Here is a 25325-nt window from a genome sequence, read left to right as displayed (position 1 = left end):
ATAACCCTGGCTCTTTCGAGATCGGAAGAGCCAGGCATTAAAGAAGTATGCTGGAGGGGTTAAAATGGATAAGCAGAAATTAGCCAAGGATATCCTGGAGGGCGTCGGCGGCGAGGAAAACGTCGAGAGCGTCGTTCATTGCATGACCCGGTTACGTTTCAAACTGTATGATGAAAGCGTACCTAATAAGGAAAAAATACAGAAATTGAAGGGCGTCAAGGGAGTTACCCTAAATGGCGGACAATATCAGGTCATTATCGGTAACGAAGTAGCCGACGTCTATGAAGAGCTTGTGAAGTCTGCTCAATTGGGTTCAGGGGATAAAAGAGGTTCATCTGCTCCCAAGAAGAAGCAGAATTGGTTCAATAATATTCTGGAGACGATCGCGAGCTGCTTTACACCATTGCTTCCTGCACTGGCTGGAGCCGGGATGGTCAAAGCGCTACTGGCTATTCTCACCACACTCCATGTACTTTCCGAAGACAGTGGTACTTACCAGATATTAAACGTTATCGGAGACGGCATATTTCATTTCTTGCCTATACTGCTTGCCATAAGCGCTGCCAGAAGGTTTAAATCCAACGAATTTATAGCTGCCACGATTGCCGCGGCGATGCTCCATCCCAATTTACTGGATTTAAAAAACGGCGGTGCCAGCACGATTGATTTTCTCGGCCTGAACATCCCTCTGGTGAATTACGCTTCTACGGTCATTCCGATTTTGCTAACCATCTGGTTAACGTCTTATGTCGAAAAATTTGTTTACAAACGTACACCTAATGTACTAAAAATCGTATTAGCACCATTGGTAGTGCTTTTGGTTATGATTCCTCTAGCCCTGTATGCCATCGGACCTGTGGGTACGTATGCAGCTCATGGAGTGACAACTGCCATTAATTTCTTGTTTAATACGTCCGGACTGTTGGCCGGGTTTATTCTGGGTGGCTCCATTCAAGCCCTCGTCATCACAGGCATGCACTATGGACTAATCCCAATCATTGTGCAATCCCTGGCTGTGAATGGCTATGATTATACAATACCGGCAACATTTATGGGGGTTATGGGGCAAGCAGGTGCGATCTTAGGCGTTCTGCTACGCACCAAAAACAAAGAATTGAAATCACTCTCCGGCTCTTCTCTGCTCTCCGCCTTGTTGGGGATTACGGAACCCGGAATTTATGGAGTCACACTGCGACTGAAGAAACCTTTTTATGCAGGCATGATCGGCGGGGACATTGGTGGAGCTATTCCCGGAGCTGTAGGGGCCAAAGCGATTACGATGGCTCCAAGCGGTTTACAATCCCTGCCTATCTTTGCTGGCCCGACATTTGTTTATGTGATTATTGGTATCGTCGTCAGTTTTACCATCGGGGCCGTTGTATCTTATCTGCTTGGATTTAAAGAGCCTGACGATGTCGAGGATGAAGAAGAGGATGGAAAGGGCACATCAGGCGAAATGAAACCGCTACCAGGAGAAAGAACGCTATATGCTCCTCTGAACGGAACTATTATTGAACTAAGCGAAGTTAGCGATCCCGGCTTTGCTGCCATGGGCAAAGGGTTGGCTATTATCCCGGATCACGGACGGGTGATCGCCCCATTTCAGGGTAAAATCGCTACCGTAGCTAAAACGAAACATGCGGTAGCCATTGTCGGCGATGACGGAACCGAGGTGCTGATTCATGTAGGCGTAGACACTGTGAAGCTGAAGGGTGAATTTTTTACGACGTATGTTCAAGCAGGTGATGAAGTACAGACGGGAGATGTACTGCTGGAGTTTGAAGCGGGTCCGATCAAGGCTGCCGGATACGACACCACCACCTCTATCGTCATTACGAATAGCGATGAGAACACCGAGATTTTGAATAATGCCGGGACAACAGCCGTTGAACGCGCTCCATTTATGACGGTTATTGCGAAATAACCCGGTATGCAGACAATAGAAAACAGGACTCCTGTGCTGGTGTGCATAAGGAGCCCTGTTTTTGTTTCGTTACCTATTTTTTTAATTCATGACAGTTCCTTGGATTCGGATGCTTCACGAATGGCCCGATCCGTCAACTGGCTCAGGACAGCGTCCTCCATCGGTGGGTTATGCAGAAGTTTTGATTTTATAACCCTAAATTCCAATGAATTAACTTGTAATTATACATTCCTTTATATACAATAAAATCAAAACCCCCTTATCTCCACTAAAGGAGAGGTGACATTGTTGTGAAAAGAGTAAAGAACGAAGATCACTTCGACATCGTGGAAGACCATTATTTCACAGCTACTGAACTGGAAAAATCCAGCGCGATATGGCCAGTCAGGCTCGGTATGGATATTTCCAAGACCAGCTGTCATGTCGGCCCCAAGGCTGTGCCTTATTTCTATTTAATTTTTGTGCTTGACGGTCAGGCTGAGTTTATTTATAAGCAAAAGAAATATCATGTGCAAAAGTCCGACCTGTTCTGCTTCTTCCCGCATCTTGCACATGAATATTACACGGATCAGGAGAACCCGCTGCAAAAGGTATGGATTGCTTTTGAGGGACCCAAATCCCTTGCGCTGCTGGAGCGAATCGGGATTAAGCCCTGTACGCCTTTTTTGGCCAACGCAGTAAGCGAGGAAGTCACTGGACTCATCTCGAATTTGTTTTCCATTGTAAATGACAACAGCAGACGTGACAGCGATCTCTCGCGTCTCATTACACTGCACCAGATTTTCGAGGAGCTGTCCCGCAACACATCGGACACGCTGCGCAACTCTGTTGTATCCTCCGACTATTGGCTACAACAGGGGAAAGATTACATTGATATGCACTATTGTGACCGCATTACGATTGAACAGATTGCCGAGCATGTAGGCGTGGATCGCGCACATTTTTCACGCAAATTCCATTCCACCTTCCTGATTTCCCCCGCCAAGTATTTGCAAAACCTCAAAATCGATGAGGCCAAAAGATTGCTGGAGCAAACGACTTACAATTTGTCGATCATTGCCCAGTCCATCGGCTACACGGATATGTCCACCTTTTCCAAGGCATTTAAGAAAACGGCAGGGATTCCGCCGCGTGAGCATCGGTTCCGGCATCAAGCCCGGCAAGAGTTCCACACGCCAACGCTTAGCATGTAGCGTGGCGTGGCGTGGCGTGGAAAAACAGCATCTGGATAATAGTATGGGTATGCTTGCATGGAGTTCAGCAGCGATACAGGAGAACAATCGTCTACGGTGGTTCTCCTTTTTTTATGATCTGATCCTAATTCCCGCTTGGTTATCAGACCTTTCAACGCTATAATAGGCATCAAACCAACAGGAAAGGTACGTGAAACGAATGCTGCGATTCAATGCGATACGTACGGGCTATCTGCTGGGCATCTCACTGGTACTGGCCGCAATTATTTATTTTTTCGCCTCCAATTGGGGTGGGCTGGATCGGACGGCCAAGATTGTGCTGGCTGCTGCGCTTATCGTTCTGTTCTATGGCTTGTCCTTTGTATTTGCACGTATACGCGCTATTCCCGGTCAGCAAGCCTTTCTGTCGAATATATTTCTGGTGGCTGGCTGTATAGCCTTTGGCGTTTGCGTGGCGTTGCTCGGTCAAATATACAATTCCCACGCCGATAGTTACGGGTTGTTTTTAATTTGGTCGGTTCCGGCTCTGCTGCTAAGCTGGATTACCCGCTACAATCCTTTTTATATGCTGTCTTATGTATTGATTCATCTCGCCTTGTGGCTCTACTTTTACCCTACGATGCAAAGCACGCCTTACAGCGAACTGGAATCGCTGTCCATTGCCGGAGTGTTCGCACTGGTCAATCTGATGTTGTTTCTATTGACATTACTCCATCGTCTAAACTCTGGACCGCTGAAATATATGAGCTTTATCGTTTTCCATATTGCCGTGCTGACGATGACTAACTCTTTTGCATTGGATGGATATGGTCTCGTTATGAACATACCCTGTATCGCTGTAATCGCTATTGGATTTTATGTGTTTATCAAGGTCCGACTGAGTAAAACGCTGCTCACTTTGAATGCATTGGCGGCCTCCGCTTTTGCTGTCTTTAAATTTATCGAGCTGGCGGAAGCGTACTCATCATCGCTGTTCTTTGTCTTTGGGTTGATTTTTGTGGCGCTGCTGCTGGCGGGTAATGTATGGTTTTTCCGTTATTTGAATCGTTTGGGGAAAACACCGCCGGAAGCTGGGGAAATATCCAACGAGAACAAAGGAGATATCGCAAAATCCGATACGGAGACAACGGGCATCAGTACATCAAAGACTGAGACAACCGTTCCCGAAGAACGTAGCAGTGAATGGATCAGCAAAACCGTATCCCGCGTGATCAAAGTGGTTGGAGTGCTGATTGGAAGTATATCCCTGATCGGACTGATTAACATTAGCACGAATGTAAACCACACCGAATATGTACTGTTGGGTGTGTCGTTGCTGCTTATGATTTCGATGATTGTCATTCCGGAATCCAAGCTGGATTCTGTAATACGTTATACCCTGTTGACGATCAGTTATATTACAGGCTGGGTAGCCATTTTATGGTCAGATATGACGTTGCTTTCGGTATTATTTCTGATCGTTTCCATCGTCGGATGGTTTCGCTCCAAAGGGAAAAGACAACTCTTTTTTACCTATACCTTTGTAAACCTGAATTTGGCGACCATTCTATTTCAGCAGTTTCAGGAGTGGGATTCTTGGAACTGGTCCTTTGAGTACATTATCCTTTCTCTTTTCCTGGTCAATGCTGTGCTGTATGCAGCAAGTTATTTTATACCCAAGATGGAATCGCGGAAACACCTTCGGGATAGCTCCTTATTTTTCAGCCTGCTGTTTATATTGTGGGCGACCTTTTTCGAGGATGTCATTCCACACTCTTATGTGCTGATTAACATTCTTTATTTCGTTATCGTTACAGGCATGGTCTTTGCCTTCATCCGACTAAAACAAAGATCGGAGGCCATCACAAGCGTAGCGTTCTGGTTTATTTTTATTGGCTTCAAGTACTATGATTTGTTGTGGACGCTACTGTATAAGTCCTTTACGCTGGCACTGCTGGGTGTCATTGCACTCGGAATTACGTGGTGGGCAGATCGGCGGATGGCCCATAGCGGCAAGACAGCGTTTGATGCTGACCACCGCAGCTTTAGCTTTATGCGCTTAAGCCCGCTCCTGATCGCCGTAGTCATCGTACTACAGCTCGGTGTGATCGGCTATCAGACCGTGAGAAGTGAATCCCTGCTTGCCACAGGCGCTTCCATCAAACTCAAACTGGCCCCTGTAGACCCTCGCTCCCTGTTACAAGGCGATTATGTCATGCTGAATTACGATATCTCTACCCCTTTTTCGCTGGACAATTGGAACCGGGGCAAGCTTAAAGTCGTTCTCACGCCGGGTAGCCAAGGAGTATATATCGCTGATCGACTGTATCAGGATGGTGACAAGCTTGCCAATCATGAGGTTATTCTAAATGGACAATGGAATGGTTCACGTATTCAGTACGGTATTGAGAATTATTTCATCCCCGAGGGAACCGGGCGTAATGTTGAACAGAACGCTCATTATGCCTACATTCGGGTAAGTCAGAACGGGGATGCGTTGCTGGAACGGCTGTCAGACAGCTAACCGGAGATCATGGAGCACATCGTACCCAGTGGGGTCTTATCCTGCTGTTGTACGTCACGCCTGCATGATGCGAAGACCCAGTCGTCATTACAAAAACAGGCTGAACCAAGCCCCTCCATTACTGGAGAGTCACTTGGTTCAGCCTGTTTACTTTTACAGTACAGTCGAAGGACGTCCCTTATGAATTGCCTTCTTCATCCTTCGTTCAGCCCCGCCTATGCGTCTCTCGACCATGCCACAATCCCTTGGATATCCTCCGGCTGAGTCCGGCAACAACCACCAATCAGACGGGCTCCTGCTTCATACCATTGGCGAGCACTCTGCCCGAACGTCTCTGTACAACTCGTACCGTGCCATGTCTTGGTAACCGGGTCATATTCCTCCCCCAGATTGGGATATACCACCACAGGCTTATCCGTATAACTGCGCATTTCTTGAATGAGTGATGGAATGTACTGCGGCAAAGTACAATTAATACCTACAGCAGCCACTTGCTCATGCTCATCCAGCCATTCGGCGCACTCAGCGGCGGACTCCCCATTGCTGATGTGCTGCCCATCCTTTGCACTAAAGCTGATCCAGGCATACGTACCGGGAAATTCCTTTAGCAATCGCGCGATGGCTTTGGCTTCGACCAGACATGGTATTGTTTCACAGGCCAAAATGTCCGCGCCCGCCTCAATCAGCGCTTTCATACGCGGCCTGTGGAACTCCACAAGCTGTTCCTCGCTCAGCGTATAATCACCGCGATATTCTGAACCATCCGCCAAAAACGCCCCGTAAGGGCCAATGGAGGCCGCGACCAGCGGTTTAGGACGATGCTGTTGTTTTGCACCAGTCGTAATGTCTGCCCAAAATTCATCCCGTGCCTGTACAGCAATCCGTACCGAGGACTGAATCAACTCCAGCGCTTCATTTTCGCTTAACCCCCGTTTGACGTAGCCTTCAACGGTAGCCTGATAGCTCGCAGTGATCGCGCAGTCTGCACCCGCATCAAAATAGTCTCTATGCACACGCTTGATAGACTCCGGATGCTCATGGAGTATTTTAGCCGACCATAAGCTGTCGTTCAGATCATGCCCGTGACGCTCCAGCTCCGTAGCCATTGCGCCATCCAGCACGATCAGCGGAAATTCGGCCAGTATATGCTGTATCGGATTCATAGGTTCCTCCTGCTTGTTTCCTCTATTTAACCCACTGATTAAGTGGGGTTTAATGACTTACATTATAGCATGTATGTTGGTGAGTACCTCTCATTTTCACATCTGATGTAATGTATAAATTTTTTAAATTAGTTTCATAAGTTAAATTAATTAGATATTGTTCTTTTTTTCACAAAGTCATTTTACTATAAAAGTGCAAACCAACCACTTTGGCCAAAAGATCAGGGAATTGCATAGTCATATTTGTGAAAAAAGGTACAAGAGAGGGTTTTATCTATGTCTTTACTACAAATGATTACATCGACCTTAACAGATAATAATATTCTCAGTTCCATCGCTTCCACCGTTTTTATTATCCTTCTCGGTTTCTTTTGCCGCAAGAAGGGGATTTTCACAGCACAAGTAGGAAAGCTGCTGTCCAAGGTTGTTTTAACCGTGGCTTTACCAGCGCTAGCCTTTAATTCTTTCATGCAGGATATTAATCCTACAATATTAGAGCAAGGCATGAATGTTTTAATATGGGGAATTTTAATTTATATTATTCTCATTTTTATTTCAAAACCTTTCTTCCTGAGCTACAACAAGGATAAACAGGATGTTCTGCGGGTATTAACTATTTTCGGTTCTACTACTTTTTTCGGAATTCCAATTGTTGCGGCAATCTATGGTCCTACCGGAGTTATGTACAGTTCCATTTTTAACATAGGCTACCGCATTTTCTTATACTCCTATGGCTATATCAAAATGAGCGGCTTAAAAATGGAGCTTAAAAATCTCAAAACCATGTTTTTAAATCCGATCGTTATCGCCACTTTTCTAGGCTTGTTTGTTTGGTTGTTTCAGGGTTATTTGCCACAGATGAGCGTAGCTACTGAGGATGGGGCCATTCAGCAATTCGCTTTTCTAAGAATTGATCAAACCGCTGTCTGGTTGTTCAAGCCCATGACCTACCTTGCTGGGCTAGCTTCTCCATTAGCCTGGTTATCGATTGGTTCTACATTGGGTGAGATCAGCTTCAAGTCGGCAGCTACTGACAAGACCTCTTGGTATTACAGCATAGTTAAGGTTTGGCTTGTACCTATTGTTAACATCGTTTTGCTGGCTTTGTTAACTGTATCTCATATTCTGTCGGTCGATACTGTCGCTTTATCTACTATTGTCATTATGATGGCTACTCCTACAGCTACCGTAGCCGCAGCCTATGCCATCAGTTTCGATAAGGAAGCCATATTGACTTCCAATGCATCGCTTCTATCTACTATAACTTCTGTCGTCATGATTCCAGTTTGGATCATCACGCTAAATATCATTGATAAAATTGGCATTTTCTAAATCAGGGGGAAAACAACATGTTAAAAATAATTTGCTATGGTGTCCGTTCTTATGAGCAACCATATTTCCATGACCTCAATAAATATAACTTTCAACTAACGTTGGAAGAAGAGTTGTTAACCTCCAGCAATGCAGAATTGGCACAGCATCATGATGCCGTTTTGTTAAGAGGAAACTGTGCCGCAAATCGAGAGAATCTCACGAAATTTAAGGAATACGGCATTCAATATGTTTTCACCAGAACGGTCGGAATCAACCACATTGATTTGGATGCCTGCAGCGAGTTCGGAATGAAGGTCGCACGCGTGCCGTCCTACTCTCCGAATGCCATCGCGGAGCTATCCTTAACTCTGGCTATGATGCTGTTCCGTCATACAGCTTATATGACTGCCAAAAGCTCGTTCAAAAATTTCATTGTGGACGAGCATACATTCAGCAAAGAGATCCATAACTGTAAAGTTGGGATCATCGGGGTCGGTCGCATTGGTCTGACGGAAGCCAAATTGTTTAAAGGCTTAGGAGCATCTGTTATTGGCTATGATGTGTACCAATCCGACACAGCCAAGGAAGTCATTCCATTTACAACTTTAGATGAGCTACTGGCAGAGAGTGATGTCGTCAGTGTGCATGTTCCTTATCTGCCGGGACAGAACGACAAAATGATTAACGCCAGCTTTTTAGAAAAAATGAAAAAGGGATCTATTCTAATCAATACTTCACGTGGCGAATTACAAGATAACCAAGCCATTTTGGACGCTTTGCTTAGCAACCATCTGGAAGGCTTCGCTACGGATGTCTTCCCTAAAGAAGATGAATTATTTTTCAGAGCATTTGACCCATGGCAAATGCTCCCGGACCCAACCATCCAGAAGCTTCTGGAGCTGTATCCAAGAGTCTTGGTCACGCCTCATGCTGGCTCGAATACCGTTACGGCGTTATCCAACATGATTGAAACCAGCTACGACAACTTCCATGATATACTCACGACCCAATCCTCGGATAATCTGGTCCCACTTCCTGTTCTTTCTATGAACTAATTAGGAAGCTCAACACTCTCGTTGGACAAAAGAGAACCGCTATTTCCAGAATTACAATGGAAATAGCGGTTCTTTTAAATTAGGATTCACCTGATAGAGCATTAGCGGCCTTCCAACCTTGTGGTATTCTATCGATTCAATCAAGAAGCCATCGTCCACCAGGAACTGAATATATTTTTTCACCGTAATACGGGACAAGTCCACTTCTCTGGCTAAGGTTTCGACTGAAAATTGACCATCCAGCTCTTGGATGCTCTTCAGTATCGTGGTCATGGTCAGTTTGGACAGGTTTTTGGAAAGATTTTTGGATAGGTTTTCAGGAGATCCTTTCTTCTCCATACCCGTATGCTCATCTTTATTAAAATAATGATCAATGGCAGCTTGATTAATTCCGTTCCCTTCCTCCATCACCGTGGCCAGACGCTGGATTTTCTCAACAGCCAACTTAAAGCGTTCGAATGTAAAGGGTTTAATTAAATAGTCTGCAACTCCATAAAAAACAGCTTCCTTCACCGTTTGAATGTCTTTTGCAGCCGTAATTAAAATAACCGACGCATGATACTGATGCTCCTGAATATGTGATAATAAAGTTAATCCGCTTTTTCCAGGTAAATAAACGTCCAGCAATACCAGATCCGGTGTCCATTTTTGAAGACAATCCTGTGCTTTCTTGACAGTATCTGCCTTACATACAACATCCAAATTGTCCATGCGCTCAATAAACTGTTGATTTAGCTCAGCAACCATGGGATCATCCTCAACAATCAGAACCTTCATTCATTTGTCACCTCCAATGTACAGGGCAACTCTACATATATACTTGTTCCCAGGCCCGGCTGGCTGTCAATCTCAATGATTCCCTGATGGTTATCCACCATGGTTTTAACCAGATTCAAGCCGTAGCCTCTATCTTCTCCTTTGGTTGAGAAACCATGCTCGAATATTCTTTTTTGCATTTCAAAATCAATCCCCATACCATTATCTTTCACTTTCAGAATGAATACATTTCCCTCACACTCATAGTTTAATTTCAACTCAATTCTACCAGGTTGTTTTTTTTGTAAAATCGAGTCTATGGCGTTGTCAAAAAAATTGCCCAGTATGTGTATGACATTATGAACAATGTCCTGCATCTCCACATTAGAGACATTCGAGCTTTCTTCAAGAAGAACCGAAATATTCTGTTCGCGTGCTTCGTTGATTTTACCCATAATAAAACCTGCTAATGCCGGAACTTTAATTCTCTCGGTCAGAAAGCCTACCTCATTTTGATACCGGTGATTTAGTTGCTGAATATACTGACTGACCTCTGCATATTGCCTCATCTCAATCAGTCCGGATATGACGTGCATTTTGTTCATAAATTCATGGGTCTGTCCGCGAAGTGAGTTAATATAATATTTTGTACCACTTAACTGGTTGCTAAGATGAATCATCTCGGATTGGTCTCGCAGCGTTGCAACTGCTCCAAAAAACTCATTTTCAATATACATAGGGGTTATTGTCGCAATGACTTCTATACCATTCACATAAAATGAGCGATCCTTGATCTTCTTCTTATCATCAAACACTCTTTTGAAGAGCACATTATAAAAGTTGGTATCGACCTGCTCGCCAATCGGGGCTTCCATGTCCTGGTTCGCCAGTTGATACTTGGCCTGAGCTTCTTTGTTCATGAGTATAATTTTCTTGTCAGCCGAAATGGCTATAATTCCTTCAGCGACCTCATCTTCAATAATTTCTTTTTCACGTAATCGTGCTGCTATCTCTTGCGGCTCAAGCCCGAATAAAATCGTTTTGATTTTTTGAGCCAGGAAGATGGCACCCAGAATTCCACTAAAGAGCCCAAGCATCAGTCCTCCAAAAATGGTATACTGCGCCTGCATCAAATCATAATTTAGAGTTCTCATTGTCAGTCCCACACATACAATGCCAATGACCTCATTCTGTTTATTAAATATCGGTGCAAAATATCGGTAGCCTGAGCCCAAAATACCTATATTTTCAGAAAAATGCCCCTGACCGGACAGCGTTCTTCTGGCATCATTCAAATCAGAGAACGGTTTGCCAATCATCGTTGCATCTGGATGGGATAGCCGAATTAAATCGCGGTTCAGAATGACAACAAAATCCACATTAACATTATTCATTACTCTAAGCGAATAGTCCTGAATCTGCTTCACAGGAACTCCCTGCTCGACATTTCGAATGACATCGCTGTCACTTGCAATGACCTTGGCAATACCCGAAAGTTTTTCCTTCGTATTATCAAAATGCTTGTTAATCACGAAATTACGAATGAGAAGCAAGGAAATAATTAAGGAAATAATGATAGCTAAAACAACCAAAATAATAATCATGAACTGTAGCGAAACTTTGAATTGTCGTCTCGGTTTCGACTTACGTTTGAACCACAACCCCATCACCTTGCTTCTTTTTTCAAGCTCTCCATTGGGAAGAAGAGCATGTCTTTTACTCCTATAATCCCTTGATATTCGACACCGTTTGACAAATTCCTTCTTAATCTGCAAGCTCTAAAAACCTCCCAACGACAACAAACGTAGCCTCTATCTGAAATAAGACAATATGCTGAATAAGGAAGGATCAATTCTCCATAATAAGGACGTATACCTAACGAAATGGAGGACATCGGATGATTGACAATCTCGAGAGTAATTACAACTGCGCCAATGCAGGGCAGGATCTTCATCAGCTCAAGCAGGAACTCGCTGCGCTTCAGGAACAAGGTGTTAGCGACCAAGCTTCCAAGGAAGCCATTCATCGGCTGGAAAACCAAATTTCGTTCATCTTGAACAAGTGCGATATTAACCACTAGTTGAGCTTGGCTGTTTCGGTACAATAAAACACAAAACCGGCTTGCCCTGGAAGACAAGCCGGTTTTGTATGCTTAAGTTTATGCAAACGAGTACGAAATTCACAAGATTCCCCGGATCTCGTCCAACGTCTGCACCTTTTCCCGTTGCATCCATTGTTCAAGACCGTAGACCAGCTCAGCTCCTGCGTGCAAGTGGACAAAATTGTATGTTCCCACCTGAATCGCAGCTGCTCCTGCCATCGTAAATTCGATAATATCCTCCACCGAGCTGATGCCCCCCATCCCGATCACCGGAATGGATACTGCCTGCGCCACCTGATGAACCATGCGCAAGGCAATCGGCTTGATCGCCGGGCCAGAAAGACCTGCATACGTATTCGTAAAAACACTTCGCCGCCGACGTATATCAATTTTCATCGCAGAAAATGTATTGATCAGCGAGACACCGTCTGCGCCTTCTTCCTCGCACATGACCGCCATCTGCGTAATATTCTCTGCATTTGGGGACAGCTTCACGACCAGCGGAAGCGCCGTTACATTGCGCACCTGCCGTACTACGTCCCGCGCCACCTCCGTCTGAATGCCGAATTGCATTCCGCCCTGCTTTACGTTGGGGCAGGAAATGTTCAGTTCCAGCATATCGACGCCTCTGCGATTCATCGTGCGCCGTTTTTGCGCATTTTCCGTAATCATGGCTACAGCCTGAACGTACTCCTCCAGATTGGAGCCACCCACGTTAGCAATTACAGCCGTATTCCAGCGCGTCATGTCATCCAGCTCATCCTTCAAAAAGGCCGCAACCCCCGGATTTTCCAGTCCCACACTATTGAGCATACCAGATGCTGTTTCATGTATACGTGATCCGGTATTGCCCGCCTTCGGATGAAGGGTTAATCCCTTGCCGACGATGCCCCCCAACAGTTCAGGAGAGTAAAATTCCGCATACTCACGCCCGAACCCAAATGTACCGGATGCCATGATGATCGGGTTCTTGAACGGTACGCCCGCAATATTACACGCCATGGAGATCATCAAAATCCACCTCCTCTACCGGGAATACAGGCCCTTCCTTACACACCCTCTTATTACCTCCACGGGTATGCATGGTGCAGCCCAAACACGCGCCAATACCACAGGCCATATGTCTTTCTGTTGAAATATATAAACGGGACGACGAGCCAGCTGTCTTCATCGCAAGCGCTTGTAGCATCGGAGTCGGTCCACAAGAAAACATATTCGCATAGAGATGAGGATCGACCTTCTCGACGATGCTTCCCCCTACACGAACCTGCACAGATGCTGCCACAGCTTCAAAAGCATCCACTCCAAAGGCTTGCTGCGCAAATCCCAAATAAACATGTGCATGCGGATAATGCTTTGCAGCCAGCAGCAAGGGGGCCGTGCCCATACCACCGCCAACTAACGCCAAGCTGCCCTCCACCTGAGGAAAACCGTTGCCGAAAGGTCCTTCCAACTGAATCTCCTGCCCCGACTGCAACTGGGAAAACAAATGGGTCCCTTCTCCAACAACCCGATATAAAAAGGAAATGTCCTCATCTCCGATATCGTAAATGCTGATAGGTCTAGGTAGCAATGGGTACCCGGTTCCGCTGCGCAGCATGTAAAACTGGCCCATTTCCCCTTTAAAGGTTCCCTCTATTTTCATCACATAAATGCCCGGAACGAGCGCCACATTCGAAATTACGTTAGCCATATAACCCCTCCACTAACCACTCACTATAACGTAAAAACAGCCATGATTACGTGACTATTTTCACATTTATAGACTGAGTTAGGTTTGAGTGCTTTTCTTTCTCCTCCATAATCCAGGCATAAAAAAGCGTACTCCTGTTAAAGAGTACGCTTCTGTATTAACTAATCGCCTCGCGTTCCGGATTGCGACTACCTTTTGCATCCTTGCGGATTTGCTTGCTGCGCAACTGTCCGCAAGCCGCGTCAATGTCGACTCCATGCTCCAACCGAACACTACAGCTAATGCCTTGTTTTTTCAGAACATCATAGAAGCCCGTAATCGACTCCGACTCACTCCGCTGGTATTGGCTATGCTCATCCACCGGATTGTATGGAATCAGGTTTACATTTGCCAAATTGCGACGATGGCCTACCAACTCAGCCAACTCCAGCGCATGCTCCTTGGTATCATTAATATCCTTCAGCAAAATATACTCCAGCGTAATCCGACGATTTGTTTTGTCCAAATAATAATCAATCGCCTGCATCAGCTTCTCAATCGGAATCGCCCGATTAATCTTCATGATGCGGGTGCGGGTCTCATTATTCGGCGCATGGAGGGAAATTGCCAGATTGACATGCAGATCGGAATCGGCAAATTCAATAATTTTATCGGCAAGTCCACTCGTAGAAACCGTAATATGTCGCGGACCAATCGCCAGCCCTTTATGATCCTTAATGACCCGAATGAAATCGGACAGGTTCACGAAGTTATCAAACGGCTCGCCAATCCCCATCACAACCACGTGACTGACCCGGTCGCCTGGACGTTCCTGATCCAGATACAACTGCACCTTCATAATCTGCTCGACGATTTCACCGCTGGATAGGTCACGGCTCTTCTTCAACAGCCCACTCGCGCAAAAGCTGCACCCGATGTTACAGCCCACCTGCGTTGTCACACATACCGACAGCCCAAACTTGTGCCGCATCAATACTGTTTCAATCAGATTTCCATCCTGGAGACGGAACAAGAATTTGACCGTCCCATCCGCCGACTGCTGCTTTACGTGTTCTTCCAATGTTTCAATCGGAAAATGCTCTGCCAGCAGGCGGGTACAGTTCTCATGAATCTCCGTCATCGCAGCAAAATCAGTAATCCGTTTCCGATAAAGTGCGTCCCATACCTGCAACGCCCGGGATTTCTTATGTCCACGCTCGATGAGCCATGCTGTCAACTGATCTAGTGTTAATCCATAAATGGATTCTTTTTTCATGTTCGATCCTCTTTTCAAAACGTTAAAATTCGTCTCAGCCATCATTGCATCATAGCATGTTTAAGCAGTCTTCGCTATTTAAACGCTTCTTTCATTGTCCCAAATTTTAATTATGAACACAAGGGGGCAGGCGAAATGTATCCTCCAAAATTTCAGTATGAAACTCCGACTTGAAACAGAGTATGCGTCCCATTAAACTAGGCGACAGAGTCTGTTCAACAAGAGCACGCAAAGACAGGATTACGGACACCGCTAATGGTATGATTACAACCAAGGAAGGTGATGCGGTTGGAATGGTTACTTCGGATCAAGAACGCACTGGATCTGATGGAAGAAAGAATGCAGCAGCCACTGGATATCGACGAAATTGCAAAAGCAGCCTATTCGTCTCCTTTTCATTTTCAACGTATGTTTCATATGCTAACTGGCGTCACAGTAGCCGAATATGTACGTAAACGTCGATTGACCTTGGCTGCACAGGAATTGAGTCTTTCTACCACCAAAGTCTTGGATGTAGCGTTCAAATACGGATATGATTCCCCCGAATCTTTTTCTAAAGCGTTCCGTAAGGTACACGGTATATCTCCCTCTGAGGCCAGAAGCCCTGGGGTGAACCTGAAAGCCTTTCCACGTATTACCTTCCATCTATCGTTGAAGGGAGATCAGGATATGAATTATAAAATTGTAGAGAAAGCAGCCTTTACAGTCATTGGCAAGTCCATCCAAGTCACAACGAAAGACGGTGAAAATTTCCGGGAAATCCCGAAATTCTGGGACGAGTTGAACGCAGATGGTACGTCGGATCGGATTCAAGCCTTGGGAACAAGCGAGGATATCCTCGGTATTTGTTTGGATTTCAAGCATGGGGAAGAGAAATTCACGTACCTGATTGCCGCAGAGGGCAGCGAGGACGTAGCCGCTTCCAACGGATTGGATGCCAGAACGATTCCGGCTGCAACCTGGGCCGTGTTTACATCCATCGGCCCTATGCCTCACTCGATCCAAAAGGTATGGCAACGAATTTTTCAGGAATGGTTCCCGGCCAGCAATTATGAGCATTCAGGTGGACCCGAGCTGGAAGTATATATGATGGGGGACTCGCGGGCTGAGGACTACCGCTGCGAAGTATGGATTCCGGTTATGAAAAAGTAAACCCATAACAAAGCTGATAAACATCTATAAACAAGTACGAGACAAAAAAACCACCAGGAATAGGTTCGAGAGCCTAGCTATCCGGTGGTTTTTCATACTGTATGAAATTCTCGACGTGTCTGCTACGCAAGCAGGCATTTTTTTGTTGTATGCAATTGCTCGGAAAATGATCGAAAATGGATCTCCGGTCAGCCTACAATAACTTTTTGAGTTGAGATATACGGCCTTGCGAAACGCCAATCCATTTGGCGTATTCGCTTTGCTTGGCATTGGGATGTTCACGCATCAATTCCCTTAGTTTTTCGATCAAGTTTTGTGTCGGCTGATACGTTCGTTTCTCTCTTTGTCTTGGCTCCTTAATCTTGGGCAATGGTATTGTACTAATGCCTATATTCCCCTTCAATTCAGTTATGCAGTTCGTACATAAAAGCTTGCCCTTGAAATAGGTTAGACGTTCAATTGAGCCACACAGCTTACAAGAAGTGCCGACATACTTTTGCAGACCAAAGAAGCTCCCTTCATCATCCACAAGAAATTCAATACCATCACCAACCTCCAAGTTCATGGTTACGCGCATTTCTTTGGGGATAACGATCCGAAATAACGTATCTAGAGAGCGTATCATACCTGTATTTTTCAATGCTAACCTCTCCTTTTGAGTATGGAAGAATTGATGCCCGGATTGGACTTAATCTCTTTCTCATTATTTTTGTTCTGTGTAATTGTTTGACAAAGATTCCTTAAACGAGCTATTGGTATGCGTAACATATCAGAATATTCCTGTTGTGTAGCGTCAGGGTACTTTTCTAGCAAAACCAAAAGCAGCTGTGTCATCACCTCTTTTGGTTGTGGATTCCGTTTATCCTTTTGAGTAGCTATCAATTGACTTTTACATTCATTGCATATGAGAGAATTTTTAAAGGTGCTTAATACTTCGGTTGATTGGCAAAATTTACAGGATTGGCCGATGTATTTACCTAGTGATATTGTGCTCGCTTCTGCATCCATAAAAATTTCCACTGAATCGCCTGGTCTAATATGAACCATATATAGTATTTCTTTGGGCATTCCGAATCGTCCTAGCGAGTCTATCCTTCTTGTCATTGCTATATTCCTCATTGAAACAACCCCTATTACCAAGATAAAAAGCAATAAAATAGAAGCATTTATTATTATTCCATAAGATGGTACAATTAAGGAAAGGTAAAACCTTTATTATAAAATTTACAATTAATTTTTTTATTAAAATTAGCATCAAATTATAGTTCACGCTGAAAGGGTGGTTTATTCATGGAAATCACACCTAAGATAAGAGCAGAAATTCAAACATATCTGTATCAAAAAGGCTTGAGCAAAACTCAATTTGGGCACATTGCAGGCCTGAATCCTGGCACGCTGAGTGGCATTTTGACGAGCAACCGTTCTATTTCCGTTTACCAATTGGATCTCATTACTGCGGGCATGAATTTACCACCGGATCATTTTTATGAACGGTATGTTGAAGAGTGCACTGTAGATGAACCGATTAACTGGCGAAGAATTTGCCCCTTCCTGTACCGATGTGTGCAGTTTCATCGGCTGGATTGTTTGCAGCGAGTGGTAAGTGTTCTACTAGATAATCTTGGCTATCTTCCCAACCTTTTTGAATTAGCCGAGGCTTCTTTCCAAAATGGGTATCAGGACGCAGCCGCTTACCTGTATGGAAATATAGCCGAGAGTGAAAAGCAGCAGCATTCGGAACGGCTTGCCTTGTCCCATTATCGGTTGTTTCAGATTGCGGTAGGAAAGGATCAAAATCGCAATATGGACGCCGCGGCCAAATTTGAATCGTTTGTCCATCGTTTGCATGAAGCCGACCAACTGGATGCGCTGAAGGATTTAGCAAACGTGTATAGATCATTAAGCCTGTGGGACAAGGTGTATAAGTATGCAAAGCAGATGGGACAGCTAGGGAGAATATACTATGGCATGGTTCATAACTCTGAGCGCAAGGAAAAAGAACCACAAAAGAAGCTAAGCAGGCCGCTCTTTGTATACATAGCTTACGCCGAATTGATGTGTGCTCATGCTTGTGATGCAAAAGGAGATCATGAGCAGGCATTAGCACATCTTCGGGGTTATGCTGATCTAAGCTGGGTCAAGGAAACTGACCCGGACACACTCCATTGGATGGGGCAATTTCAGCGATGGGTGAAAATTAATACGTACGTGAATAAGCTGATGTCAGGAGATGTGAGTGTCCTGCCGGATTACGTAGAATATATAGCTGGCGAGAAAGAGATTTTTGCAGAACTCTTAAACGTCATAGAAGCAGCCAATCGCTATCATATTGATGTGGATCATATCCTTCGGCGCTTTGAACCCCAAATTACGGCGTATCAGGAAGTTTCATCTACGGATATGTACACACAACAATTCTTACCACAGCAGTACGCACGGTTTTGGTATAAAATGGCTAGCTATAGTCTGAATAAGGGCAGATACTCTTATGGCTTCGAGTGCCTTTTAGTCGCTTGGGAAAATGCTCTTACAATGAATAATCAACTGATTATTTCAAATTGTGCACGATTATTTGAGCGCTTTAGTGTGAAAGCTGTCCTTGAAACAGGAAGAGAACTTCAAAAAATGTGGAAAGAAAATGATCAAAAAGATGGCTTTGCTCTTGGCAGCAATTAGCTTTGTACTGGTACTCGTACTACCAGTTCAGCCTAAAGATCCTGCCCTGGGCACATTCAAACCGCAAGACCACGTTGGTACAGCTTGATCCGAGCACTATTTCATTACCATTGACCAGCCTAGCCGCTGGTCCTTTTTTGCTGCCCCAATTTCTTTAGCCAATCACAATGATTTCAGTTCATGTCTACAGGCGATACAAACAAAGGAATCTCTATATGGCATCAGACTATCTTTTGAGTCACATAACCCACATTGTTCTTTGTCTATTTGATGTAGGATGATGCCTTGTTCTGTTGGGGACAATGAGAACGCGTCCTGCTTTACAATGCCTAATTCCCTCCTTATATCCATCGGTATAACGACTCTTCCCAAGGTATCTACTTTTCTAATCCATCTTGATGTATGCAAAAACAACCCTCTTATCACTTAACGAATATTATTCTATAAAATGTCTTATTTTATGGTTAAATACATTCTCATTTCAAAAATTAACAGGTACAAAAATGTAATGTAACTGTTTAATCACAAATCCGTATGTTGGCTGGATTTTCCTGACCATACACCCAGTGATCAGAAGGCAAGGTACTCGCACGATGACCATGCTAAAAAGCAGCTCACCACATACAAGAATATTAAGCCTTTATATTGAATTTTTTATATAGAGACAGATTGTCAAACCAAGTGCGACAGTTACTCTGAAAAGGATTCGTGAGACGTTTTCCACCCCAAACATTTTCGGGGTCTATGATTAATTAGGCGGAGAGCTATTGATGTGGATCATATTCTCCAGCGCTTTGAACCTCAAATTACGGCGTATCAGGAAGTTTCATCTACGGATATGTACACACAACAATTCTTACCGCAGCAGTATGCACGTTTTTGCTATATTTTGCTGATTTTTGATTGCTAAAACAGCCATTCATATTTTCACATTCCATCCTAAAATGAGATACATTAGGAGGGAATGCGCTATGAATACAGATGAAACGTTAAATCAACAGTTGGAAGATGCCCGGCAACGATTGCATGATCTGTACGAAACAGTATGGTTTCGGACATGCCTGTGTGCTTGAACAGTCTATGCTTTTGGATGAACTGATAAATCAGTACAACCGTATGTTTCAGACCAAGAAGCTGACCCAACTGATATAACCAAGCATCCTCATGCTTTCAGAGTCACATCACCTAACATTGTTTTTCTTGCCTTAGCATGACGCTGGTTTCGTTCAAGTAAATAAAACGGATGCTGTTTATGCGAAACTATCCCTCCTCTCATCTAACTAATATAACCATTCTATATAATGGCTTTTTTAAGAGGGAAATACATTAACAGGAAATGGCAATACAAGCTTGTTAAAAGCTTTGTGAGGCTAGCTATCTAGGAGAGGGGATTCATTTATAGGGGATTATTGAACATTTGCGTAGAAAAACAGAAATCGTGTGATATAATTATTATTGAAATGATTACCATTAATTAAAAATTTATGTATTTCGATAATGCAAGATGTATACACCTCCTATCTACTTCAATAGTGCATAGGAATTTGTATAAATATCACTTAACAAGGTATTTAAGCTACTTGTTTGGAGAGGAGTCTTGGCTGTGAAAATGTAGTGACATACGAAGCAAGATCAATTGGGAGAGTGACCGGGTCAAGGGCAGCGAAAATGCCACCCAAGACCGAATGTGTGCATCAACCGGTCAAGAAGGGAGGGGATATAAGTGTCTGGATAATGAGATGAAGGATCACCTACTTTTTTGCATCATGATCCTTCCAATAAAAATAAATACAAAGAACAATTAAGATCAGTGGGAATAAGTAAAAAGCATCATTGAAACCTATGGAATGGTCGACTCTTAAATAGTATAAAAGCCAAAACATAGACATGCTTGATATTAAAGCTATGGTACCGCTTACGGAATACATGTATATCTCTCCTTTATGAAGTGTGATAAAACGCCTGTAAAACAGATGTGAATGTTATCATTATAATGTAAATATATGACCAGGAGGAAATCTTATGAAAAAATTCGCGATTATTCTTTCTGCTTTACTGCTTTTTGTTGTAGGTACACCTAACATTTACGCAGCACAAAATGATGCAGCAGTACCCCAACCGGATGTTGTTTCTGCGACTATTGTGGTCGATGGAGCCTATAAAACGGTTTCTTTGGATAACGGCGATGTAGTGTCCTTTTTGACAAAAGAAGATTATGATTCTTACGTAGCTGCTTCAAATGATAAGAATACCACAGTCCAGTTAGAAGCTGTCGACTCTGTAATACGGCCTTCGAGTACCCATATTGAAAACACGTTTATTTCAGGTACTACAAGAGATCACCAATTTATTAATTATCATGAGGAGACTCCTTATTGGGCCAAAGCAAGTAATTATACAGTTACTAGAGCAAAAACATATACCGCTTCTACTATGCTAAAATACGACGATGTATCTTTTACTGTCGGAGTTTCGTACATGTATTCAGTAGCGACGCAAATCCCGGCAGACCCGAGTAGATTTAGTAGACTAGGGGTTTCGGCTGACTTAACTCTTAAAAAGTATAGAGCCGTCCAGTATGATGATTACACTGGACAAAGAATAAGCTCATGGGATTTTGTCGCTACGAATGTTCGCAATACTTACCTTGCACCTGCTTACCAATAACAACCGGGTAGGGCAGCAACTTTCTAATTTTTTAAAACAATGCTACTGAAAATCAGAAAAGTCACGAAGGACGTCTCTGGAATTGATCTGGAGCGTCCTTTTTAGTTCGTGAGATTCTGAATGTTCAACAGTTACACTTCCTATCCTATTCTTTCAATAATGGACGGGATTTGTCACGCCTATTGACTTTTCATATCAGGAAATGGGTTTACAAAATAATTAGAATGGATGTGTGGCTGTGAAATTCAAAGCAACAACTTGGGGGCTCATTATTTTGGCAGTAAGTGCTAGTGTATTAACTGTTGTTATTACAAATAGTGTGCTTGCTGATCACGATGCCCCTATTCCAAACGAAAGCGTTACTTACGATCCTGTTCCCCCTGCTGACGTACTAGACAGACTTTATCATCCTGATAAGATTTCTGCGAATATATCCACTACAGCGACCCAAGATGCGAGTACAACAACTACTGGTGACCATGTAGTAACTCCTCAGAGCGTGGGGAATTCTTTTAACTTTACTGTAGGGGGAAGTGCAACTGCACCAGGTAGCTTCGAGGTTCCTAAGGGTTTTGGGCATGTTAAATTGCGCATTAGGAACTATGTTAATGCCCCGGTTGATTTTACTGTACAGCACAACGATTCTGGTAAAGTGTATGTTGACGGCAAGACAATCAGCAAAAACAGTGAAACAGTTTGGAGAAGTACTGATGCGGGAATTTCGGACGGTTTGCGTTCTGGACGATATACAATTCAGTTCCGCGGTGGTACAAACAAAGTTAATGTGGAAATTTGGGGCGTAGCCGGTTCATTGCCTTCGGACGCAAAATAATAACTGACCTAAACAAAGAAAGCTCTGGGCCTCAGGTCTGGAGACTTCTTTGCGTTGTTTCTTAGGGTTCACGTTGTAGTTTGAGAAAAGCTTAATCATATCAAATAATTCAAAAGAATGTATTTATGTAAAAAATAAATTTACCACAGATTAATTAATGTATATATTTTCAATAAATTAATCTCATTTCTGGAAATTACATCTTAGAACAAGTGAAACACTCCCTATAATTATCAATTTTGCTTCTTCGTTAAAGTGAATGTTAAATGTCTGTTTAATAGAGAAAGTGTTCATACTGTCTATAAATATTAATTTCAAAAACCAACCAATGACCAATAAAACCTATCCTTTAACCTAAAGGAAATGGCAATACAAGCTTGTTAAAAGCTTTGTAAGGTTAGCTATCTAGGAGAGGGGATTCATTTATAGGGGATTATTGAACATTTGCGTAGAAAAACAGAAATCGTGTGATATAATTATTATTGAAATAATTACCATTGATAAAAAATTATAATAACAATGCAATATATTTATAATATTATTTCACATGCCAAGCCCTTTACCTACTCATAGATCTGGGCAAGTTTCTGTTACTTTAGTACAGGACACCTATAGTTCTAGTAAACCAGCTAGAGTTAACTATCAATTCATGACTAAAGATTATAAAAATAAATCTGATACAGTTCAGGTTTATGGCAATATTAGTGACGGCAATAAGACAACAATTACATTTTATAATGTTCCTAAAGGAACATCAGATAACCCAGTGTATTTACTCATTGGAAATCACTCTGGCGGAATTTCTATATCTGGAAATGGATATACAAAATAAATAATAATTTGTGAGGTTTCTATGAAATTAAAACCAATAACTTGGATGCTGGCTATTTTAACAGTGAGTGCTGTTGCATTCACTGGATGTATTATAAATAATGTAAATGCCGAAGCTGATATCCTTAGAAAATCGGAAAGTGTTACTTACGAGCCAGTTCCGGCCGATGTTGTAGAACAACTTAATCAGCCTGACAGGATCAAAACGAAGGATGGATTGTTTGTAAAAACACTTCAGCCTGAAAAACACTTCAGTCAAAATGAAGTAGTTTACGATGTTTCAGAGGCTACAGATAAAACCAAAGTAATTATTGCATATGACGCTACTTATGTTAAGGAAGAAGATAACAAGTAAATTGTATTCAGGAGGCGGCCTCATTGGGGCCGTCTTTTAAGTTAGTGCGATTTGTTCAACAGGCGTAGGATTTTGCTGTAAAAAATTTGTGCTTCACAGAGGAATATTAAATCGGGAGAATAAATAGACTCAGGCTCAAGGTGACGAGATACAGCCTGAATAAAGGTAGATATTCATATGGACTGTTAAATCACAAATTCGTATGTTGGCTGGATTTTCCTGACCATACACCCAGTGATCAGAAGGCAAGGTACTCGCACGATGACCATGCTAAAAAGCAGCTCACCATCTACAAGAATATTAACCCTTTATTATTGAACTTTTTTTACATGATTGTAGTGTACATTTATTCCAAAACGACGTAAGGTGTATTTATGTAAAAAAAAGATAGGATGGAATATGAATGAAATTTTTAATCTTTAATGGTAAAACAATAAAGACAATGTTATTGATTCCTTTGCTTGCCATGTCAGTATTTCCTGGTCTTACTGGCACCGAAAGTGCTTCTAATGAAGAATTAGCCAAACAATCAATAAAAAACTATGTGGAAGCAGCACAATCTGGAGATGCTTCTGAAGCCGCAAAATGGGTGATAGATACGAGATTTAATAGTGAACAGGAACAATTGAAAGAGTATAAGGAATCAGTAAGCAATAATCCATTTTCTGATGTCAGCATCAAAAATGTCGTTTCAGCTTCTGATGGCACCTATACTGCTACGGTTGAATTAACTAGAAAAGATGATGGTTCAATAAATACAGTCACATACCCCATCATTAAAAAGGGCGATAGTTGGAAGGTGCTGGTAGGCGGGCAAGAGACAAAAAGCAAAAAGGTTGAAAAATTAATTCAGTCTCAATCAGAAGAGAATAGTACATCGTCTGTCAAGCCATCAGCTGTTGAACTTACAAGTTATGGAGTGAACTTTTAGGTAGAGATGAAGAAGAAGCGGAGGAAGATTTAGAAAAATTAGAATATAGATCTCTGCCGACTATCCAGAAAATGCTAACACCATTTAAGACTCATCTTACTTGGATTATCCCCCTTAGTGTGATTACATTCTTTCTTGTAGCTTACGTGTTATTTATATATGTATCTTTATGGATTGAAGATTATTAAAGACGTTTCCGGGAAATAATCATCTTGTCTTTTCCATCAGTTGTTCAAAAATGTCATATCCCATCCAGTTGAGCAATGCGAGAACGCTGTGTTGTGTAATTGTAAAATTATGCGATCCATTCACATAGTTGCCTAAATATGTATACGACCTTTTTGGGAATTACATGTAAATATTGATTTGTAATCTATTATTATTCGATAGGAGGAAGAATAATCCATGAAGAAAAAACATTTAATTGCATCAGCCTTATCTTTAGGTTTACTAGGGGGGGCTATTGCTGTGCCGAGTGCAATTTTTGCGGATTCAGATGTAACTGATTCTGCGAATACATCCACTACGGCGACCCAAGATGCCGGTACAACAATTACTGGTGACCATGTAGTAACTCCGCAAAACGTCGGAAATACTTTCGGCAGTAGAGTACAAGGAGGTGCAACTGTCCAAAGTTCCTTTGATGTTCCTAGAGGATATGGCCATGTTAAACTTACTCTGAAAAATAACTCTAGTTATCCAGTTAGAGTAAGTTTATTGCACAATGATTCAGGTAAAGAGTACATCTCTGGAACAAGAATCTCGCCTGGCAGTTCAATTACTTGGAGAAGTACTGATGAAGGTTACACAGACGGTTTGCGTTCAGGAAGCTACACTCTTCAATGGCGTGGTGGCGATTATAACGTTAATGCGGAATTCAATGGAATTGCCGGTTCACGGCCTGCGGATATCAGATAGCTTAAC

General features: G+C 42.9%; 23 protein-coding genes. 15 read left to right on the top strand and 8 right to left on the bottom strand.

The annotated features are described in order from the left end of the window. The first annotated feature begins 64 nt into the window (after positions 1–64). From QD47_RS12420 to QD47_RS12410, 3 genes are all read left to right on the top strand, one after another. Positions 65–1924, top strand: coding sequence for a beta-glucoside-specific PTS transporter subunit IIABC (locus QD47_RS12420; RefSeq protein WP_044646419.1), 1860 nt, complete (start codon positions 65–67; stop codon positions 1922–1924). Positions 1925–2214: 290 nt separating this feature from the next. Further along, on the top strand, positions 2215–3117 hold the full coding sequence (locus QD47_RS12415; protein ID WP_044646418.1) for a helix-turn-helix domain-containing protein: 903 nt from the start codon (positions 2215–2217) through the stop codon (positions 3115–3117). Between the two features lie 199 nt (positions 3118–3316). Continuing rightward, positions 3317–5620, top strand: coding sequence for a GDYXXLXY domain-containing protein (locus QD47_RS12410; protein WP_044646417.1), 2304 nt, complete (start codon positions 3317–3319; stop codon positions 5618–5620). A 215-nt stretch (positions 5621–5835) separates the two neighbouring features. On the opposite strand, the gene mmuM is transcribed toward QD47_RS12410, so the two are convergent. Beyond that, a complete protein-coding gene (gene mmuM, locus QD47_RS12405) occupies positions 5836–6783 on the bottom strand; it encodes a homocysteine S-methyltransferase (protein WP_044646416.1) in 948 nt (315 codons plus the stop codon). A 276-nt stretch (positions 6784–7059) separates the two neighbouring features. Between mmuM and QD47_RS12400 the strand changes: the two genes are divergently transcribed. Together QD47_RS12400 and QD47_RS12395 are read left to right on the top strand one after the other, a co-directional pair. Further along, complete coding sequence (locus tag QD47_RS12400; protein ID WP_044646415.1) at positions 7060–8115, top strand: AEC family transporter; 1056 nt, start codon at positions 7060–7062, stop codon at positions 8113–8115. 17 nt (positions 8116–8132) lie between these two features. Next, positions 8133–9152 (top strand): 2-hydroxyacid dehydrogenase, encoded by a 1020-nt coding sequence (locus QD47_RS12395; protein WP_044646414.1) that lies wholly within the window; start codon positions 8133–8135, stop codon positions 9150–9152. 51 nt (positions 9153–9203) lie between these two features. Here the strand turns inward: QD47_RS12395 and QD47_RS12390 are convergent, their stop codons facing one another. Continuing rightward, the gene (locus QD47_RS12390) at positions 9204–9929 is read right to left on the bottom strand and encodes a response regulator (RefSeq protein WP_044646413.1); all 726 of its coding nucleotides are present in this window, start codon (positions 9927–9929) and stop codon (positions 9204–9206) included. Further along, the gene (locus tag QD47_RS12385; protein ID WP_235332257.1) at positions 9926–11683 is read right to left on the bottom strand and encodes an ATP-binding protein; all 1758 of its coding nucleotides are present in this window, start codon (positions 11681–11683) and stop codon (positions 9926–9928) included. The genes QD47_RS12390 and QD47_RS12385 overlap by 4 nt, the downstream gene beginning before the upstream one ends. A 122-nt stretch (positions 11684–11805) precedes the next feature. Here QD47_RS12385 and QD47_RS12380 point away from each other — a divergent pair, with 122 nt between their 5' ends. Next, complete coding sequence (locus QD47_RS12380) at positions 11806–11988, top strand: hypothetical protein (protein WP_044646411.1); 183 nt, start codon at positions 11806–11808, stop codon at positions 11986–11988. A 99-nt stretch (positions 11989–12087) separates the two neighbouring features. Here QD47_RS12380 and QD47_RS12375 read toward each other — a convergent pair whose 3' ends face one another. The 3 genes from QD47_RS12375 to rlmN all read right to left on the bottom strand — a co-directional run bounded on the left by QD47_RS12375 (position 12088) and on the right by rlmN (position 14957). Beyond that, positions 12088–13020 (bottom strand): dihydroorotate dehydrogenase, encoded by a 933-nt coding sequence (locus QD47_RS12375; protein WP_044646410.1) that lies wholly within the window; start codon positions 13018–13020, stop codon positions 12088–12090. Continuing rightward, a complete protein-coding gene (locus QD47_RS12370) occupies positions 13001–13702 on the bottom strand; it encodes a dihydroorotate dehydrogenase electron transfer subunit (protein ID WP_044646409.1) in 702 nt (233 codons plus the stop codon). Before QD47_RS12370 ends, QD47_RS12375 begins: the two co-directional genes overlap by 20 nt. A 157-nt stretch (positions 13703–13859) precedes the next feature. Continuing rightward, positions 13860–14957, bottom strand: a complete 1098-nt coding sequence (gene rlmN / locus QD47_RS12365) for a dual-specificity RNA methyltransferase RlmN (protein WP_044646408.1) — start codon at positions 14955–14957, stop codon at positions 13860–13862. Positions 14958–15239: 282 nt separating this feature from the next. Between rlmN and QD47_RS12360 the strand changes: the two genes are divergently transcribed. Then, positions 15240–16109 (top strand): AraC family transcriptional regulator, encoded by an 870-nt coding sequence (locus QD47_RS12360; RefSeq protein ID WP_044646407.1) that lies wholly within the window; start codon positions 15240–15242, stop codon positions 16107–16109. Positions 16110–16302: 193 nt separating this feature from the next. Here the strand turns inward: QD47_RS12360 and QD47_RS12355 are convergent, their stop codons facing one another. Beyond that, a complete protein-coding gene (locus tag QD47_RS12355; RefSeq protein WP_044646406.1) occupies positions 16303–16749 on the bottom strand; it encodes an AbrB/MazE/SpoVT family DNA-binding domain-containing protein in 447 nt (148 codons plus the stop codon). 2 nt (positions 16750–16751) lie between these two features. Then, the gene (locus QD47_RS32530; RefSeq protein WP_200893428.1) at positions 16752–17177 is read right to left on the bottom strand and encodes a hypothetical protein; all 426 of its coding nucleotides are present in this window, start codon (positions 17175–17177) and stop codon (positions 16752–16754) included. A 222-nt stretch (positions 17178–17399) separates the two neighbouring features. Here QD47_RS32530 and QD47_RS12345 point away from each other — a divergent pair, with 222 nt between their 5' ends. The 8 genes from QD47_RS12345 (at position 17400) to QD47_RS12320 (ending at position 25319) form a co-directional block, all read left to right on the top strand. Further along, positions 17400–18785 (top strand): hypothetical protein, encoded by a 1386-nt coding sequence (locus QD47_RS12345; RefSeq protein ID WP_044646405.1) that lies wholly within the window; start codon positions 17400–17402, stop codon positions 18783–18785. A 1026-nt stretch (positions 18786–19811) separates the two neighbouring features. Next, the gene (locus QD47_RS30740; protein WP_235332259.1) at positions 19812–19937 is read left to right on the top strand and encodes an aspartyl-phosphate phosphatase Spo0E family protein; all 126 of its coding nucleotides are present in this window, start codon (positions 19812–19814) and stop codon (positions 19935–19937) included. 870 nt (positions 19938–20807) lie between these two features. After that, entirely contained in the window at positions 20808–21452 is a 645-nt protein-coding gene (locus tag QD47_RS12340) for a hypothetical protein (protein WP_044646404.1), read from the top strand. A 238-nt stretch (positions 21453–21690) separates the two neighbouring features. Beyond that, positions 21691–22284, top strand: a complete 594-nt coding sequence (locus tag QD47_RS12335; protein WP_200893426.1) for a hypothetical protein — start codon at positions 21691–21693, stop codon at positions 22282–22284. 649 nt (positions 22285–22933) lie between these two features. Beyond that, a complete protein-coding gene (locus QD47_RS31610) occupies positions 22934–23116 on the top strand; it encodes a hypothetical protein (protein WP_152643799.1) in 183 nt (60 codons plus the stop codon). A 21-nt stretch (positions 23117–23137) separates the two neighbouring features. Further along, complete coding sequence (locus tag QD47_RS12330) at positions 23138–23470, top strand: hypothetical protein (protein ID WP_044646403.1); 333 nt, start codon at positions 23138–23140, stop codon at positions 23468–23470. A 403-nt stretch (positions 23471–23873) separates the two neighbouring features. Then, a complete protein-coding gene (locus tag QD47_RS12325) occupies positions 23874–24401 on the top strand; it encodes a nuclear transport factor 2 family protein (protein ID WP_044646402.1) in 528 nt (175 codons plus the stop codon). A gap of 405 nt (positions 24402–24806) precedes the next feature. Continuing rightward, positions 24807–25319, top strand: a complete 513-nt coding sequence (locus tag QD47_RS12320) for a hypothetical protein (RefSeq protein WP_044646401.1) — start codon at positions 24807–24809, stop codon at positions 25317–25319. Positions 25320–25325 lie beyond the last annotated feature (6 nt).

The organism is Paenibacillus terrae (assembly GCF_000943545.1).
GTDB lineage: Bacteria > Bacillota > Bacilli > Paenibacillales > Paenibacillaceae > Paenibacillus > Paenibacillus terrae_A.
The sequence above is the reverse complement of the archived record's forward strand: the minus strand, read 5'-3'. Positions and strand labels throughout refer to the sequence as shown.

Bases quoted from the DNA above. Each gene is read 5' to 3' on its own strand.
- QD47_RS12420 (WP_044646419.1), top strand. From the start codon at position 65: ATGGATAAGCAGAAATTAGCCAAGGATATCCTGGAGGGCGTCGGCGGC.
- QD47_RS12410 (WP_044646417.1), top strand. From the start codon at position 3,317: ATGCTGCGATTCAATGCGATACGTACGGGCTATCTGCTGGGCATCTCA.
- mmuM (WP_044646416.1), bottom strand. From the start codon at position 6,783: ATGAATCCGATACAGCATATACTGGCCGAATTTCCGCTGATCGTGCTG.
- QD47_RS12400 (WP_044646415.1), top strand. From the start codon at position 7,060: ATGTCTTTACTACAAATGATTACATCGACCTTAACAGATAATAATATT.
- QD47_RS12395 (WP_044646414.1), top strand. From the start codon at position 8,133: ATGTTAAAAATAATTTGCTATGGTGTCCGTTCTTATGAGCAACCATAT.
- QD47_RS12390 (WP_044646413.1), bottom strand. From the start codon at position 9,929: ATGAAGGTTCTGATTGTTGAGGATGATCCCATGGTTGCTGAGCTAAAT.
- QD47_RS12380 (WP_044646411.1), top strand. From the start codon at position 11,806: ATGATTGACAATCTCGAGAGTAATTACAACTGCGCCAATGCAGGGCAG.
- QD47_RS12375 (WP_044646410.1), bottom strand. From the start codon at position 13,020: ATGATCTCCATGGCGTGTAATATTGCGGGCGTACCGTTCAAGAACCCG.
- QD47_RS12370 (WP_044646409.1), bottom strand. From the start codon at position 13,702: ATGGCTAACGTAATTTCGAATGTGGCGCTCGTTCCGGGCATTTATGTG.
- rlmN (WP_044646408.1), bottom strand. From the start codon at position 14,957: ATGAAAAAAGAATCCATTTATGGATTAACACTAGATCAGTTGACAGCA.
- QD47_RS12360 (WP_044646407.1), top strand. From the start codon at position 15,240: ATGCGGTTGGAATGGTTACTTCGGATCAAGAACGCACTGGATCTGATG.
- QD47_RS32530 (WP_200893428.1), bottom strand. From the start codon at position 17,177: ATGCCCAAAGAAATACTATATATGGTTCATATTAGACCAGGCGATTCA.
- QD47_RS12345 (WP_044646405.1), top strand. From the start codon at position 17,400: ATGGAAATCACACCTAAGATAAGAGCAGAAATTCAAACATATCTGTAT.
- QD47_RS30740 (WP_235332259.1), top strand. From the start codon at position 19,812: ATGATCTGTACGAAACAGTATGGTTTCGGACATGCCTGTGTGCTTGAA.
- QD47_RS12340 (WP_044646404.1), top strand. From the start codon at position 20,808: ATGAAAAAATTCGCGATTATTCTTTCTGCTTTACTGCTTTTTGTTGTA.
- QD47_RS31610 (WP_152643799.1), top strand. From the start codon at position 22,934: ATGACTAAAGATTATAAAAATAAATCTGATACAGTTCAGGTTTATGGC.
- QD47_RS12330 (WP_044646403.1), top strand. From the start codon at position 23,138: ATGAAATTAAAACCAATAACTTGGATGCTGGCTATTTTAACAGTGAGT.
- QD47_RS12325 (WP_044646402.1), top strand. From the start codon at position 23,874: ATGAAATTTTTAATCTTTAATGGTAAAACAATAAAGACAATGTTATTG.
- QD47_RS12320 (WP_044646401.1), top strand. From the start codon at position 24,807: ATGAAGAAAAAACATTTAATTGCATCAGCCTTATCTTTAGGTTTACTA.